We start from the raw sequence: 15121 nt of genomic DNA, 5'->3' as shown, positions 1-15121 counted from the left end.
CTTCTGAGGCTACGTTTTAGGCGTTATCGAAAGGCTGCCGACGATATCATTGATGTCGGAGAGGCCCTCTTCCCGGAGGAATTCGGCGATGCCGTTGCGGATCTCGACAGGGGCGACAGGATTGATGAAGTTCGCGGTGCCGACGGCAATGGCCCGCGCCCCCGCGATGAAGAACTCCAGGGCATCCCGGGCAGTCATGATCCCTCCCATGCCGATTACCGGAATCTTGACCGCTTTGTACACCTCCCAGACCATGCGCACCGCAATGGGACGAATAGCCGGGCCCGACAGCCCGCCCGTGGCATTGGCGAGCACCGGCCTCCTCTTTTTTATATCCACCACCATCCCGGTAAGGGTGTTGATGACGGATACTGCATCCGCGCCGCACTGCTCGGCAACCCTCGCCATGCAGCCGATATCGGTTACATTGGGAGAAAGCTTCACGATCAACGGCAGCGAGGTCGTCTTTCTCACTGCGCTGACCACCTGCTCCATGGTCTTCGGATCGGTGCCGAAGACGATCCAGCCGGCCTGCTTGTTGGGGCAGGAGATGTTCATCTCGAGTGCGTGCACGCCTCCGGCGGCACTGAGCTCTTCGGCAGCCCGCACGTATTCATTGATCGTATCTCCGAAGAAGTTGGCGATGACGGGCGTGGCGAACCGGCGCAGAAAGGGAAGCTTATCCTGAATGAACGCTTTGATCCCGATATTCTGGAGGCCTATGGCATTGAGCATCCCTGCAGGGGTCTCGACGATCCGGGGAGTCGGATTCCCCTGGCGCGGAGTGACCGAGAGCCCTTTGACCACAATGGCGCCCAGCTCGTTCAGATCGAAAAACTCGGCGTACTCCTCGCCGTACCCGAAGGTGCCCGATGCGGTCATCACCGGGTTCTTCAGCGCCAACGAGCCGATCTTGACGGAAAGGTTCACCATACAACGTCCCCGGCCTCGAATACGGGCCCCTCTTTGCAGACCCTCTTCTGCCCCGATACGGTCTTCACCATGCAGCCGAGACACGCGCCGATGCCGCAGGCCATATGCTCCTCGAGCGAGACGTAGCAGGACAGTCCTCTCTCATGTGCCATTTGGGCCACCGCCTTAAGCATGGGGGTGGGTCCGCAGGCGTAGACCGGAAGACGATGAGCGGGGCCGGGCAGAGCACCCAGGCAGTGCCGCAGGTGCTCTGTTATGAAGCCTTTCTCTCCCGCAGAGCCATCATCGGTAGCTATCGATATGCCCTTTACCAGCGTTCCCGATTCCGTCGCGAAGACCAGCTCATCGCTGTTCCTCGCCCCATAAAAAAGATGCGCTTTCCCTGCATGTTTACTCAGGAGAGGAAAGAGCGAGGCTATGCCTACCCCCCCGGCAACAGCGATGAAATCGCCCTGCGGATCGGGATAGCTGTTTCCCAGGGGGCCTATTATAGTGATGCGCGCGCCTTCTTTGAGGCGGGAGAGCGACAGCGTCCCTTTTCCCCGTATGCGATAGAGGAATTTCAGCTGCTCGCCCGCGCTCTCGAAAATGCTGAAGGGGCGCTTCAGGAGAGGATCGTAGCTGTCCGCAGCCTGGAGCATATAGAACTGCCCGGGTTCTGGCGAGATGGTCCCGGTGAGCGGCGTTACCGCCAAAAGCTTGAAGGAGTTCCCCCGGGAGCTGTTCTCGACGATCTCCGCTCTGAAGGATCGCGATACGGGCGCTGCGCTAGACAAAGTTGATCTCTACGATTTCGTATTCGATGGTCCTGGCCGGGGCCTTGACCATAGCGACATCGCCGACCTCTTTGCCGATCAGCGCCCTGCCGACCGGAGAGCTGATCGATATCTTGCCGCTCTTGACGTCCGCCTCATCGGGGCCGACCAGAACGAACTCGTACTCGGTGTCGGCCTCGACATCGAGCACCTTCACCGTGGCGCCGAAGGCGATACGCGACTGGTTTATCCTGGCAGGATCGATGACATCGGCCAGGGCCAGCTTTCCCTGGAGCTCCTGAATGCGGCCTTCTATGAACGACTGCCGCTCCTTCGCAGCATGGTACTCGGCATTTTCCGACAGGTCGCCGTGCGCACGGGCTTCGGCAATGTCCTGGATATTCTTCGGCCGCTCGACCTTCAACAGCCGCTCGAGCTCGTCTTTCAGCTTCTGGTAGCCCTCGGGGGTCATCGGCACGCGGCTCATTACGGTACAGAACCTCCTTGCAAAACAACTGCCCTTGTTTTTTTAATGATATTAAAATAACACGTCCGCAGGATTTTTTCAAAAAGCAGATCAGCTTCGATGGCGCCTTGCAGCGCAGGCATATCGCCCTGACTAAGGTGTTTCTGTTGTTTTGGGAAGTGGCGGGAGAGGAGCTCTGAATGAATACCGCTCATCCTCAAGCAGTACCTGTACCGCTTTGAGCGTGGCGCTGTTTACGATTATCGGGGCCTTCAAATTAGCGGTGATAGCATTATTACCGACGGTAAGAATAGTGAGCGTCACGACATCTTTGGACTCCCTTATCCCGAGGTAACTCTCGGTCTCATCATCTATGGTAATCGAATAGTCAGGGAAAATAACGAAGGGATCGGTTACGATAAACGCCACATCGGGGTCGTCCGCTGACTGCAGCCACTTCACCGGCTCCTTATATTCGACAAGAACGTACCGCTTCAGTTCAGGGAAACCCGGAACGCCCAGAGGAAACGTAATGACCCTCCCCTCATCGACGTCTATTTCACCAAATCGAGTCGTCTTTAGCTTCATGCCATTCTGCTCCTGCTCCTTATTTCAACCCTAAAAAGTCCTTGAGTTTATCAATATCCATGTGCACCGCCTCTTTATTCAACTGTTTCAGCTTTTCGTACAGCTCCTCACGGTAGATGGGCAGCTCTTTTGGCGCCTCGATCCCGAGCTTGACGTAGCCGTTGCCGATCTCCACTATCTTGATCGAGATGGTATCCCCTATATTTATCGTCTGTCCGGCCTTACGGGTTAAAACAAGCATTGGATCCTCATCTCGGACATCATCGCAGGAAATCGAAAAGGCTCGTGCGCATAAAATCAGTCGAAACAGTCCTGAGGCTTTCGAGCGCAGTCTGCCGCTGGGCCATATCGGTTATCACTTTCGCCATATCCGTATCCTGTTCACTGGAAAGATAGGTCCTTACATTATACTCCCTGTCATCGTGATACCTTTCCTCGGCATCCAGCTTGTTCAGGCGCGCACCTACCTCGGCCGTCATCTGGGAAAGCTTGTCCGATATGCTATTCAGATATCCAAGCGACTTCTGTACTCTTCCGGTATCGTTGGCCTCAAGCGCGGTCTTCAGAAAGTGCAGTGCTCTTAAAAGGTAATTCTCGTTCAGGTAATTATTATTGAAACTGTAGTAGTTTGCGTTAGTCGGATCGGTAATATAATTGTAATTGGTGATATCGGTCCCCAGAACCATCGATTGCGATCCGGTGGGATCATAACCGAGCCGGTAAAGGCCGGTCCCCGCAGCATCAGCAGAGGCAACCTGAATCTTAATCTTTTCCGAGTTTCCCGCAGGGACCGACGCAATGACAATCCGGTAATCATCATTTGCGGGGTTGCCGGTTGTATTGAAATTGACAACCTCTGCCTTTACTTTCGACCCTGCCTGTCCGTTGATGGCGTTCCGCACTTCATTCAGGCTGTAATCACCACTGAGATCGGCGTCCTGAGCTGCGCCGATGGCAACCGTTACTGGTGATGCGTCGTTATCCCCGAGGGTTATGGTCAGCGTCCCGCCATTTGCCGAAAGAACGTCAGCTGCCGGATTGGTAAACACACCGGAGGACGTGTAAAGGGCGGAAATGGGATCAGCATCAGGGATAGTTATGGTTCCGCTATTAGTCCAATTATACGGCGGCAGTATGGCATTTTGAGAATCGGCAGTGCTGTTTCGTTTAAAGCTGAAGAGATCGCCGGCCGAGATATTCAGCCTCATCTTCGCGTTGACACCGATGTCTATTTCGAGCGCATTCATATCCGAGATGAATTCGCGTGTCGTGGTATTGATCGGCGCGGTATCCGACTGGAAGCCGGAGAATATGTACCGGTCGCCGATTTTCGTGTTTGCAATGCCTACGGAACTCTCAATCAGTCCGTCGATCTCTTTTGCGATCATCTGCCGGGACCGGGCGTCCATGGTGCCATTGGCGCCGTTCAGGGCGAGCTCGGTGGCCCTCGTCAAGTTATCGGTGAGGGTTACAAAAGATGCGTCGAAGGCCTCGAGCGGGCTCTTTGCCGCCGTGATCGCCCTCATGTACTCGCCGGTGGATGAGAGGAGCACATTATAGTTCACGATCCTCGACATCGCCGTAGGGTCGTCGGACGGCTTGCTGATCCGCCGGCCTGTCGAGAGCTGCTCGCTGTCCCTTATCACAGCATTCATATTCCGCTGGATGCCGGAAAGGAAACGGTCATAGAACATCTTCATCGTGATCTTCATGGCTACCTCCCGGTCATCCCCAACAGGACTTCAAGGAGCTCGTCGGCAATACCGATCATCTTGGCTGCGGCTTCGAAAGACTTCTGGTACTTTATGAGATTGGCCGCCTCTTCATCGAGGCTTATGCCCGAAATCTGCTGTCTCCTGCCCTCGAGCTCATCAACAAGCGCTCTCTGGAACTTCTGGCTGTCCTTCGCCGATAACGACTCGACCCCTACGTCGGAGACAATTTCACGATAGAAATCTATGGGCTTCCTTCCGGCGACCACGGCCTGGTTGGCGAGGCCGGCAATCGCCTTTGCATTCCTGTTATCTCCGGGGAGGACCGGATAGACCGCATTGTCGCTTATATCCGAGCCCGCGGCACTGATGGTCGAATTCGAGGTAAAGCCGAACAATCCTCTCGCCGTCGACGCGGTATTCGTCCAATCGAGCACGATGGCATTGGGGTTGTCATTTGCACCGAGCGTATCTGCATTGGTTACGGTATATTTCCTCGTCGCAGCGTTATACGTAACATCGTAGAGGAAGTTCGTTCCGCTGTCAGCGCCCTGGAGCGCCTGCTGCAATACCGCGGCGAGCTGCGATCTCGTATAATTTCCGGACGGTATCGTTGCCGTAACAAAGCTCGTTCCGCCGTTCTCGCTGAACCTGATGCTGTTGTTCGTGTCGTCGACCGTGACCACCTCGCCCTGGGCTGCCGCTATCTTCTGAGGCTCTACCAGCGTGACGCCGATCTCGAGGGCGGCATTCGCGTTCAGTTGAACATCGAACGAATCGCCGTTGCTCAGGGTGCTGCCCTGGTCGCTGATCCTTACCGTCATCCCGTTGAACGAGATATCCGTATACGTAGTGCTCCCCGCTGTTGTGGTGCTGACCTGGACTCCGTAAGGGTTAGTAACCGCATTGTAGGCCGCTAACGTAGTACCGTCGGTTATATCCTGCACGACAAAAGGCGGCGCCGGCAGCAATGTATTATCGTACGTGATACGGTATTGATGGTAATTAAAAACCGTATCATTGGTCACCTTCATCGAGGTCACCGAGGCGCTGTTGGGAGCACCAGCGTCTGTTTCTGTCGCGGTGTAGAGCTGATTGAAAAAATTGTTCCCTGTCGAGCCGTCCGCGCCGTATCCCTGGCGGTGGTAATAGTTGACCGCATCGGAGAGGTTCAGGGCAAGGACATTCATTTTGTTTATATATTCGGGTATTTGCGTGTCTCTCAAGTAGTAGTTCGCTTTGAGCTCGCCGCCCGTAATGTACTGCGATATCTCCCGGGATTCGACAAGCGCTCCCGTAGGAGAGGTGAAATTGACATAAAAATGCAGGTCGTTATTTAAATCGATGCTCGTATCCATTTGAAATACACGGGCTCCGTCCACCAGAGGAACGCCGCTGATCATGACCGAGTACCGGCCTACGTTATCTTCGAAGGTGGTTACCTTCACGATCTCGTTCAGCCGCTCCACCAGGCTGTCCCGCTGGTCCATAAGATCGAGGGCGCCGGGGGAGGCGGATATCTTCTCATTCAGGTCGGCTATCTTGGCCGTTATGGTGTTCACCTCGTCGACCAGGAACTCGCTGCTCTTCACCAGCTCGTTGCGCTCCTCGTCGAGCGTGGCAGCGGCCCTGTTCACCCGCGAGGCGAGGTACTCGGCCTTTTTGATGAGCAGGGATCTTTCCGCATATCCTTCGGGATTATTGGCGAGCTCCTGCCAGGCATTGAAAAAATCGGTCATCGCTGTAGAGAGGCCTGATTCGGACGCCTCGTTGAAGACGTTCTCGATCTTGAGAATGCCCTGCTCATAGGCCTCCCAGTAGGCGAGATTCGACTTCTCGGTCTTTATCTGGAGCGACACGAAGGAGTCGTAGAGCCGTGTTACCCCGGTGGTCTTGACACCGCGACCGCTCAATCCCGTGCTCGAGAAGGCTCCCGAAGGGACGTTTTCGAGCAGGAGCTCCTGTCTCGTATAGCCGGGAGTATTGATGTTGGCAACGTTATGGGCCGTCGTATCGAGGGATTTCCTCGTCACGTACATCGCGGTCTTTCCGATGTCGAAAACACCGAGTATGGACATATCACGCCTCCAGAGAAACTTTTTGACGGACGTCTACATCGAAGGTATTCAAAAATCTGTACGATGTTTTTATGTAGTGAAGGGACTTTTCGATAAGCTTGCTATTGAAAGCATTGAGCTCCGTTATGCTTTCGATAATGGACGTAAACTTCGTCGAGAGGTCGGCGAGCCTGTCCCGGTAAAGCTCGCCCGCAGAGGCGGCGACCTCGGAGAGGGTCTTGTTCTTCAGCTGCAAGGTATCGAGTATCCGCTCACGAGCCTCGTCGCACGCGCGAATACTGGTCGTGAGCACTTCTTTTTCGGTGAGCAGCTGCTCAAGGGCGCCCGGATCGAGTTTGACGATCACCTCTTTCTCTCTCTGCAGCAGCTCCACGAGACTGGTGCATAACGCAAACTCTTTCTCGAGAACACCGATCAGCTCGTCATACAAGTGAGTCAATGATAGCCTCCTTCAGCAATTTCCCTGCTACCGCTTCACCTTTTACCGTGTACGTCCCTGAAGTGATAGCTTTTTTAACCTCTTCAACCCGATCGGCCCTGATCTCGGGAACAGTGCCGGCCTCGGCCTGAAGCTTCGCGATCTCCTTCGCCTTCTCGGAGAAGGTCACCTGATCGGTCTTTGCCGCCGCCTCGGGCTTCTCAACCGCCGCTTTTTCCCGGGGAATATCCGGCCTCTGTACTCCACCTACATTGTCGATCTTGTCGTTAATCCTCATGGTCATATCCTCCTTATCGTTTGTATACATGTCCTTATTACATTATATCGGAGGATTCTAAAAAAACATTAGCCTATCTCCCCCATCGGGTTTATCGGTACTCCGTCTTTCCGCACCTCGAAGTGCAGGTGGGGTCCTGTAGATTTCCCCGTTGATCCTGAAAGTGCAATAATATCGTCGGCTTTTATCGAATCTCCTGCCTTCACCCTGTTGACCGCGTTGTGCGCATAGAGGGTAGTACGACCGTCTTCATGTTTCACTATAATACAGTTTCCATAAGTATTTGAATATCCGCTGAATATTACAATTCCAGACGCAGCGGCAGCAACCGGGGTCCCTTCAGGTACCGCGATATCCATACCGTGATGGGGTCGCAGTCTGCCGTCGATCGGGTCATGCCTCAGCCCGAAGCCGGACGATATCCTCCCTTCTACAGGAAGCCTGAGTATAACGTTACGTTCAGAGTCCGGAGCAGGATTGCCGTTGTCACCCGGCACATCGTTCTCCGTACGGCCACGATTTGTTAAAGTACTGCTTTCGGGAAGCGGGAATGCTTCAGACGTCCCTTTTATTTCTGCTCCTTTGCTGATAAAGTCTCCTATGCCCATTCCACGCTCTGCCAAAGACCGGGCGATCTCGGTGGTGATTAAGGGCATAAACGACGAGATGACCTTGTCCTTGCCGAATGAGGTCTGTTCCATCATGATCTTCAGAAATTCGTTCAAGAAGACGGTCTCGACCTCCCTGGCAAACGCCTTCTGATCAGGGGCCTGCCCGCCCTTTTGTGGAGACGACAGTTCTTTTGCCATATTGTTGGTCATATTGTCAATCGGTTTCACATTATCACCAGTTCCGCCTTGAGACTTCCCGAAGTCTTGATCGCCTGCAGGATCGCGACGAGGTCCTTCGGCGTGATGCCCAGGGCATTGAGGGCCTTGACCAGCTCGCCTATCGTCGCTCCCTTGACCTCGACAAGAGCGGCCTTCTTCTCTTCGACCTTGGTCTCCTGCTTCGGAACAACGACGGTCTCTGCGCTCCCGGGTGCAAAGGGAGGAGGCTGGGATACCTGGAATTCGGTTTTTATTTCAATAGTAAGCCCGCCGTGGGCCAGGGCGACAGGGCTGATAGTGACATTCTCGCCGATGACGACCGTACCGGTACGCTCATTAATGACTACCCGCGCCGGCACATCGACATCCACAGTGATCAATTCGATAGCAGACATAAGGTCTACAACCTTATCGGTATACGATTCCGGTACATTCACGGCGACCGTCGAAGGACCTTCGGCTTTGGCGTAGTTCCCCTGCAATTGCCCGTTAATGCTGTCTGCAATGCGTTTTGCCGTGGTCAGGTCCTGCGTCATCAGCATAACATCGAGCCTGTTCTTGCGGTTCAGCTGCACCGGCACCTCCCGCTCCACGATCGCCCCGTTCGGAACCACGCCGGAGTTGGGATGGTTCTTGATCGTCTGTGCGCCGCCTCCGCCCGCAACGAAGCCGCCGATCGAGACCGACCCTTGGGCAACGGCGTAGACATTGCCGTCAGGCCCCTTCAGGGGGGTCATCACCAGCATTCCTCCCTGCAGGCTCTTGGCATCGCCGATGGACGCCACCTGGACGTCGAATTTCGAGCCGGGCTTGGTCATGGTGGGGAGCTTGGCCGTCACCATGACCGCGGCAACGTTTTTCGTCTTTCCTTTTACATCAGCGGGATTGACACTGATTCCCATCTTCGTAAGCATATTTGCAAAAGGTTGGAATATATAGGTGCCGTCCTTATCCCCGGTGCCGTTGAGGCCGACGACGATGCCGTAACCGAAAAGCTCATTCTCCCTCACCCCGGAAAAGGTAGCGATATCCTTGATCCTTTCGGCATGAGAAGTTCCATACGATGCAGGGAGCATGATGAGGGCGCCGATTATGGCAAGGAATAAAGTAACCAACATTGGTGTTTTATCAGCTTTATCTTTTTTTATCAATGATCTAATCTGACGCGCCATGAGCATCACCCTTTCCGTATTTTTAGAACGGCCAGACCTGATCCAGGAGCCGCACCAGCCATCCCTGGGACTGCTTATCGTTCAGAACACCGTCGCCGACGAGGTAGATCTGCGCATCCGCCACATTCTGGGAAAGGATCGTATTGGTCGGCGAGATATCATCGGGCCGTACGATTCCCCGGAAGACGATGATCTCTTTTTCATTGTTCACGACCACCTCTTTGCGCGCCTCGAGCACGAGATTGTCGTTGGGGAGGACTTCGATCACCTTGGCGGTTATGGTCGCCGTCATTCTCCCTTCCCGCGAGGTGTCGCCCTTGCCGGCAAAATCAGAGGTCCCGTTTCCCCTCACCCCGTTGGTCAGGTCATTGACCAGGGGAAGATTATTGATCCGCATGCCGGACGGCAGCTGGGTGATGGCATAATCTGCCGAGGACTCGCGGTTCGCATTGGTCGTCGCCGTCTTGGATGCCGTCGTCCTCTCTGTCACCAGTATCGTCACCAGATCGTTGATTCTCCGTGCCTTGCGGTCCTCGAAAAGGGAGGCGCTGTCTTTCCAGAGCGAGCCCTCCGAGGGCTGGAATTCTCTCTGCCTGCTCTCCACATATTTGGGAGGCATGGGGGCATCCTTGATATCGCGGGCCTCCCTGAGCCCCGAGCATCCGGCAGAGGCTGCCAGCACCGCTACCGAAGCGGTAACCAGCACCATACTCCTCCTGATATTTGAGACGGTTCCGGCCTCTTTCTTCAACGTGACAGGCAGCATTGAGCGTTTCTCCTTCATAGCTTCACCTTAACGGTCTGGGGCGAGATGAGGATACCGTTGATCTCCTTCTTCGAGATGTCGCACATGACCCGAGCACCGCCTCCGATCACCGCATCGCTTCTCAACATGCCTTTTGTCGCGACGACTACGCTGGCTCCTTCAACAACAACTTCAACTTTCTGTCCCCGCTTTACGGTCAATTGGGAGGTCAGGTGATCGGCCTTTATGACGACTCCCTGGCCGAGAGCGGTCTTGAGCATCTTGCCTTCCACCTCGCTCCGCTCGGTTACCGCACCCGCGGGCAGACGGGACCCCCTCTGTCTCACCGAATAAAAATCATCGCCGCTCAGGAGGGTACCGGCCGGAAGCCGCTTCGAGGCGACCAGGACCTCCTTGAGGAGATCGTAGGATGCCTCGACCGTGATACTCTCCGTCCGGCCCTTCTCGTCGATGAGCGACACGAGATAGGTAATCCTGTTCCTCCCGCTGTATCCGTTCACCGAGAGACCGGCTATCGAGTATATCCTTTCATTCACAAGGACATCTCCTCCCCTGACCAGCCTGAGACTCATGAGCTCGACATCGGGAGACAGGGTCTGTAGCAGCTCGTTGCGCACGCGCTCTTCAACGGCGGACAGCACCGCGGGCTTGCCTGCCGCGCGTGCGCCACCCGCCGCGAACAAAAAGACAAAGCAGATCAGCAGCGCCGAGGCATTATGAAGAATAGCTCTTTTCATCGTCTTACCGCTTCAGCCCCGAGGTGGTCTGGAGCATCTCGTCAGAGGCTTGAATCGCCCTGGAGTTGAGGTCGAACGCTCTCTGGGCGGTGATCAGATTCGCGAGCTCCTCGACGACATTGACATTCGAGTTCTCGAGGAACCCCTGGCTCAGCGTTCCCCTGCCCTCGGCGCTCGGCGCGCCGATAATCGCTTCCCCTGAAGCATCGGTGGCGAGGAAGAGGTTCTTCCCGATAGCCTGGAGTCCGGCGGGGTTCACAAAACGGGCTATCTCGATCGTGCCGATGTCTACCGGCGCGGTGTTGCCGGGCTGCAGGACCGTGACGCGGCCGTCGAACCCGACCGTCACCTTGGTAGTATCGGCCGGGATCGTGATGGCAGGTTCGATAGGAAACCCGTCGGAGTTGACGATCCTCCCGTCCCGGTCGAGCTTGAATGCCCCTGCCCTCGTATAGGCGATCGTGCCGTCCGGTCTCGTCACCTGGAAGAAGCCGTCACCCTCGATAACGAGATCAAGATCATTGCCGGTAGGGATGAAGTCGCCCTGCGTAAAGAGCTTCTGGACCGCCACCGGCCGCACTCCGAGCCCCACCTGTATGCCGGAGGGGACCTGTATTCCTTCCGCAGACGGGACACCCGGCGCCTTCAGCGTCTGGTAGAGGAGGTCCTGGAAATCGGCCCGGCTCCGCTTGAACCCGACGGTATTGACGTTGGCGATATTGTTCGATATGACATCCACATTCAGCTGCTGGGCCTGCATGCCTGTTGCTGCGGTGAAGAGTGAGCGAATCATCTAAACGCCTCCTTTATCGAAAACTTCGAGCACTGCTTTTATTCCGCTATCCTTTAGACCCTCGGGAGCTCGGAGACCGTCTTCTGCGACAGGTCCTGGAAATTCTGGATGATCTTCTGCGCAGCCTCGTACTCGCGCAGTGCGCTGATGAGCCCGACCAGCTCGCTCACCGGGTTCACATTCGACATCTCGATGCTTCCCTGCACTACTTCAGCCTTTGCAGCGCCGTTCTCATTGCCCGAAAAGAGCGAGTTGCCGGCGTGCTGGATACCGGCAAGGGCGACCAGCTTCAGCCTGCCCGCCTGGTTGGCATCAGCATAGACGGTACCGTCGGCATGTATCGTTACGGAAGAGCCTTCGATCCGTATGGGCCGGTTGTTCGTATCGAGTACCTTCATCCCGTTCCCGGTCGTGATGAATCCCTCCTTGTCCATGGACAGGGCGCCGTTCCGCGTATAGAGTATCTCCCCCTCGCCCTGGACAGCCAGAAAGCCCTCTCCCCTGAGGGCGATATCGAGGGGGTTCCCGGTGGTCTTGACGTTGCCTTCCGAAGTATCGATCGAGTAGGCGCCGTAATAGCTCATCGCCCGCGCATCGGGATAGAGGGAGCTCTGGCTCTGTGAGGTCCCTTCCATGAGAGGATAGAGGCGGGAAGAGAACGAGGTCTTCTTATACCCGGTCGTACTGGCGTTTGCCAAATTATTGGCTACGTTGTCCAGTTCTTGACGTCTCAGCACCGCTCCCGTCATTGCTATATAAGAACCTTTGTACATTCCGGCACGCTCCTCTCTGAATTGCTCTCTAAAAAGCAATATTGATGCCAGAGAAGCAGTGCTCTTCTGTTATGACGGTGAATCCGGCGGTATCGTTTTCTTTTTCAGCTCTGAACGCGGCTTATCACGAGAGTTCAAGGACTTGCAGGACAGTTACACTCAGGCATGCATGCATCGCAGCGGAAGGGGGCGGTCTTTTTTCCTTGCAGGCGATGGGCAGGCGCTGGGAAATATTTTCCGCAGCGGGGAAAGTTATACCTTTATATCAACGCGGTGCGGCTTGCCTCCGGGAGGGGCGTCATCGTCTTCCCGGGGAGGCGGCGGCTCTTCCTCTTTCTTCCGCTCCCTTTTTCCCTCTTTGGGGCTGCGTCTCCTCGGGAAGCCGTGGGTCTGGTCCGCAGGTCTCAAACCCGGTATACTGTAAGGCCCTCGTATGCTTTCATCAGGTGTCATCCGCTTTTCTTATCGGGGCAGCAGCGAGCTTCTTCACCTCTATTCGAGCAGCTGCGACTTCTGCTCGATGTAATCCTTCTTCAGGCGCTCCGTGAGGCTGGTGAACTGCTTTCCGGTCAATCCTATCTGCGAGAATCCTATGGTATCGGGATCGACCACCGCCCTGAGCCCTATGCCTAAATGGAGACACATGGCGTCGGCGACCCGTATGATCTGGCAGAGTATCTCGTAATTTTGATCCTCGAACGGAGGGAACGTATCGGCATGATGGTACTCGATTGCCGCTTCGAGGCTCCTGGGCAGCTTCCATTTCCTCGCGATAAGCCCGCCTACATTGCAGTGGTTGAAGCCGAGCATCTCGCTCTCGGCATGTATCGAGGAGAGTCCCTCCTCATACACGCGCTCTATGATCAGGCTGTATGTTTCGGGAACGCTGTTATTGAGGATGATCTTTCCCATATCGTGGATCAGTCCTCCGATCATCGCCTCTTCACCGGAGATCATCTGGGTCTCGTTGGCGAGCAGCGTCGCCGCGAGGGAGACACCGAGGCTGTGCTCCCAGTGGCGCTGCTCGAAGAGCCCGAACCTGCGGTGGATATCTTTCATCGAAGCGGCGGCGACGAGCGACTTCATCGAATTGAAACCGATGAGAATAATGGCTGCTGATACGGTATCGATACTCCTCCCCCGGCCGTAGTAAGGAGAGTTGGCGATCCTCAGCAGCCGGGCCGAAAAAGCCTGGTCCCTCTCTATGAGCCGTTCGAGCTCGGTTATGGAAGAGTAATCGCTGCTGATCAGCTGCATCACCTTCGCCGCAATGGGAGGGAGACTCGGCACGTCCACGGTCTCCATGATGATCTTTTCGAGTGCATCCTCTCTCATGATGTTTCGAACTCCTTCAGAACAGCTTTGATTTCGTCCAGCCTGAACGGCTTGTTCAGCACGCGTGCTCCCTCGCTCTCCACAAATCGTTCGAGCCGTTCATCCAGAACAGCGCCGGTCACCAGTACAAACCGTTCCAGCAGCGCGCTATCCAGCTCCTTTATCGCCCTGTATACCCTGTCGCCGGTCAGATGCGGCATCATATAATCGCAGAAGACGGCCCAGTAGCCGTTCTCTTTCAGAGCATCGAGCCCCGCTCTCGGCGACAGAAACGTATCGACCTCGTAGTGCAGGCCGGCAAGAAACAGCTTCAGCAGTCCCGCGATGTCGGGCTCATCATCGATAACCAGTATCCTTCTTCTTCCCCCTGCCGACTTTCCCGGCATGAGCCCTCACCTAAACCGAATTGACGATTTCACCTGCGATCTCGTCAAGAGATAATACTTTATCCGCGATCCCCGCATCAACCACTGCCTTCGGCATGCCGTAGACGACACAGGTCTCCTCGTTCTGTGCGAATATCCTTCCTCCCGTCTTTTTCAGGGCTGCCAGTCCCTTGCACCCGTCGTTTCCCATTCCCGTCAGGATCACGCCGAGGGCCCGGCCGGGAAAGAACTCGGCAATAGAGAACATCAGCGCATCAACGGAGGGCCTGTAGATGAAGTCGTCTTTATTTTCCGAGATCGTCACCACCGTCTCGAGGGACCTCCTCCTCGCCACTCTCATATGCCCGCGGCCGGGGGCGACGAGGGCGACGCCGGGTCTTACGACCTCCCCCTCTTCCGCCTCCTTTACCCTGATCCGGCTCAGCTGGTCGAGCCGCTCGGCGAAGGGTGCGGTGAAATTCGGCGGCATGTGCTGGGCGATGACGATGGGGACAGGGAAATCCTTCGGGAGCCTGGGAATGATCTCCTGCAGCGCCTTGGGCCCCCCTGTCGACGTCCCGATAGAGACGATGCCGATCCTGCGCTCTCCCGTGGTCCTGGCCGGCATCTGCTCCACCGGCTCAACGCTCTTCATGACAGGGCGGCGCAGCGTCGGCCGTGCCCCTTTACTGGCGATGCCTCTCCGCCCCATATGCTTTATCTTGTCTATGAGAATCTCTTTTATCTTGACGATATTGACGGAGAGCTCAGAGAGATTTTTAGGAATGAAGTCGACGGCGCCCAGGTCGAGGGCATCGAGAGTGACTTTTGCGCCCTCGGTCGTGATGGAGCTGACCATGATGACCGGCAGAGGATTCGTCCCCATGATATGCCGGAGCGCCTCGATGCCGTCCATCCGCGGCATTTCGACATCCATCGTGACGATGTCGGGCTTGAGGCTCTGCACCTTTTCGATCGCCTCGAGGCCGTCCCGCGCGGTACCGACGATCTTTATTTCCGGGTCGGAGGAAAGCATAGCGGTCAATGCATTCCTCATGAAAGCGGAATCGTCTACGATAAGCACCTTTACGATCACGGGACC

General features: G+C 55.8%; 19 protein-coding genes. All 19 read right to left on the bottom strand.

The annotated features are described in order from the left end of the window. Window positions 1–9 precede the first annotated feature (9 nt). Window positions 10–933, bottom strand: a complete 924-nt coding sequence (locus AB1805_01220) for a dihydroorotate dehydrogenase (protein ID MEW5744046.1) — start codon at window positions 931–933, stop codon at window positions 10–12. After that, window positions 927–1709, bottom strand: coding sequence for a dihydroorotate dehydrogenase electron transfer subunit (locus tag AB1805_01215; GenBank protein MEW5744045.1), 783 nt, complete (start codon window positions 1707–1709; stop codon window positions 927–929). The genes AB1805_01220 and AB1805_01215 overlap by 7 nt, the downstream gene beginning before the upstream one ends. Beyond that, window positions 1702–2175: a transcription elongation factor GreA gene (gene greA, locus AB1805_01210; protein ID MEW5744044.1), complete on the bottom strand. Its 474-nt coding sequence runs from the start codon at window positions 2173–2175 to the stop codon at window positions 1702–1704. Before greA ends, AB1805_01215 begins: the two co-directional genes overlap by 8 nt. A 132-nt stretch (window positions 2176–2307) precedes the next feature. Next, window positions 2308–2742, bottom strand: coding sequence for a flagellar assembly protein FliW (locus AB1805_01205; GenBank protein ID MEW5744043.1), 435 nt, complete (start codon window positions 2740–2742; stop codon window positions 2308–2310). Between the two features lie 19 nt (window positions 2743–2761). After that, on the bottom strand, window positions 2762–2983 hold the full coding sequence (gene csrA, locus AB1805_01200) for a carbon storage regulator CsrA (protein ID MEW5744042.1): 222 nt from the start codon (window positions 2981–2983) through the stop codon (window positions 2762–2764). A 19-nt stretch (window positions 2984–3002) separates the two neighbouring features. Further along, a complete protein-coding gene (gene flgL, locus AB1805_01195; protein ID MEW5744041.1) occupies window positions 3003–4454 on the bottom strand; it encodes a flagellar hook-associated protein FlgL in 1452 nt (483 codons plus the stop codon). Between the two features lie 2 nt (window positions 4455–4456). Continuing rightward, on the bottom strand, window positions 4457–6532 hold the full coding sequence (gene flgK / locus AB1805_01190) for a flagellar hook-associated protein FlgK (GenBank protein MEW5744040.1): 2076 nt from the start codon (window positions 6530–6532) through the stop codon (window positions 4457–4459). 1 nt (window position 6533) lies between these two features. After that, a complete protein-coding gene (locus tag AB1805_01185; protein MEW5744039.1) occupies window positions 6534–6971 on the bottom strand; it encodes a flagellar protein FlgN in 438 nt (145 codons plus the stop codon). Continuing rightward, window positions 6955–7254, bottom strand: a complete 300-nt coding sequence (gene flgM, locus AB1805_01180) for a flagellar biosynthesis anti-sigma factor FlgM (protein MEW5744038.1) — start codon at window positions 7252–7254, stop codon at window positions 6955–6957. Before flgM ends, AB1805_01185 begins: the two co-directional genes overlap by 17 nt. A gap of 62 nt (window positions 7255–7316) precedes the next feature. Continuing rightward, window positions 7317–8087, bottom strand: coding sequence for a M23 family metallopeptidase (locus tag AB1805_01175; protein ID MEW5744037.1), 771 nt, complete (start codon window positions 8085–8087; stop codon window positions 7317–7319). Then, the gene (locus tag AB1805_01170) at window positions 8084–9193 is read right to left on the bottom strand and encodes a flagellar basal body P-ring protein FlgI (GenBank protein ID MEW5744036.1); all 1110 of its coding nucleotides are present in this window, start codon (window positions 9191–9193) and stop codon (window positions 8084–8086) included. Before AB1805_01170 ends, AB1805_01175 begins: the two co-directional genes overlap by 4 nt. A gap of 79 nt (window positions 9194–9272) precedes the next feature. Next, window positions 9273–10016 carry a flagellar basal body L-ring protein FlgH gene (locus tag AB1805_01165; protein ID MEW5744035.1) on the bottom strand — a complete coding sequence of 248 codons (744 nt, stop codon included), beginning with the start codon at window positions 10014–10016 and terminating at the stop codon, window positions 9273–9275. A gap of 14 nt (window positions 10017–10030) precedes the next feature. Further along, window positions 10031–10753, bottom strand: coding sequence for a flagellar basal body P-ring formation chaperone FlgA (flgA, locus tag AB1805_01160; protein ID MEW5744034.1), 723 nt, complete (start codon window positions 10751–10753; stop codon window positions 10031–10033). A gap of 4 nt (window positions 10754–10757) precedes the next feature. Beyond that, a complete protein-coding gene (flgG, locus tag AB1805_01155) occupies window positions 10758–11546 on the bottom strand; it encodes a flagellar basal-body rod protein FlgG (protein ID MEW5744033.1) in 789 nt (262 codons plus the stop codon). A gap of 53 nt (window positions 11547–11599) precedes the next feature. Beyond that, window positions 11600–12319 (bottom strand): flagellar hook basal-body protein, encoded by a 720-nt coding sequence (locus AB1805_01150; protein ID MEW5744032.1) that lies wholly within the window; start codon window positions 12317–12319, stop codon window positions 11600–11602. Window positions 12320–12571: 252 nt separating this feature from the next. Further along, the gene (locus AB1805_01145) at window positions 12572–12727 is read right to left on the bottom strand and encodes a hypothetical protein (GenBank protein ID MEW5744031.1); all 156 of its coding nucleotides are present in this window, start codon (window positions 12725–12727) and stop codon (window positions 12572–12574) included. An 84-nt stretch (window positions 12728–12811) separates the two neighbouring features. Beyond that, on the bottom strand, window positions 12812–13654 hold the full coding sequence (locus AB1805_01140; protein MEW5744030.1) for an HDOD domain-containing protein: 843 nt from the start codon (window positions 13652–13654) through the stop codon (window positions 12812–12814). Next, window positions 13651–14040 (bottom strand): response regulator, encoded by a 390-nt coding sequence (locus AB1805_01135; GenBank protein ID MEW5744029.1) that lies wholly within the window; start codon window positions 14038–14040, stop codon window positions 13651–13653. The genes AB1805_01140 and AB1805_01135 overlap by 4 nt, the downstream gene beginning before the upstream one ends. A 10-nt stretch (window positions 14041–14050) precedes the next feature. Then, window positions 14051–15112, bottom strand: coding sequence for a chemotaxis response regulator protein-glutamate methylesterase (locus tag AB1805_01130; GenBank protein MEW5744028.1), 1062 nt, complete (start codon window positions 15110–15112; stop codon window positions 14051–14053). Window positions 15113–15121 lie beyond the last annotated feature (9 nt).

The organism is Nitrospirota bacterium, assembly GCA_040752355.1.
In the GTDB taxonomy this organism is placed as follows: Bacteria; Nitrospirota; Thermodesulfovibrionia; order Thermodesulfovibrionales; family Dissulfurispiraceae; genus JBFMCP01.
This window is presented reverse-complemented; position numbering and strand designations above follow the sequence as displayed.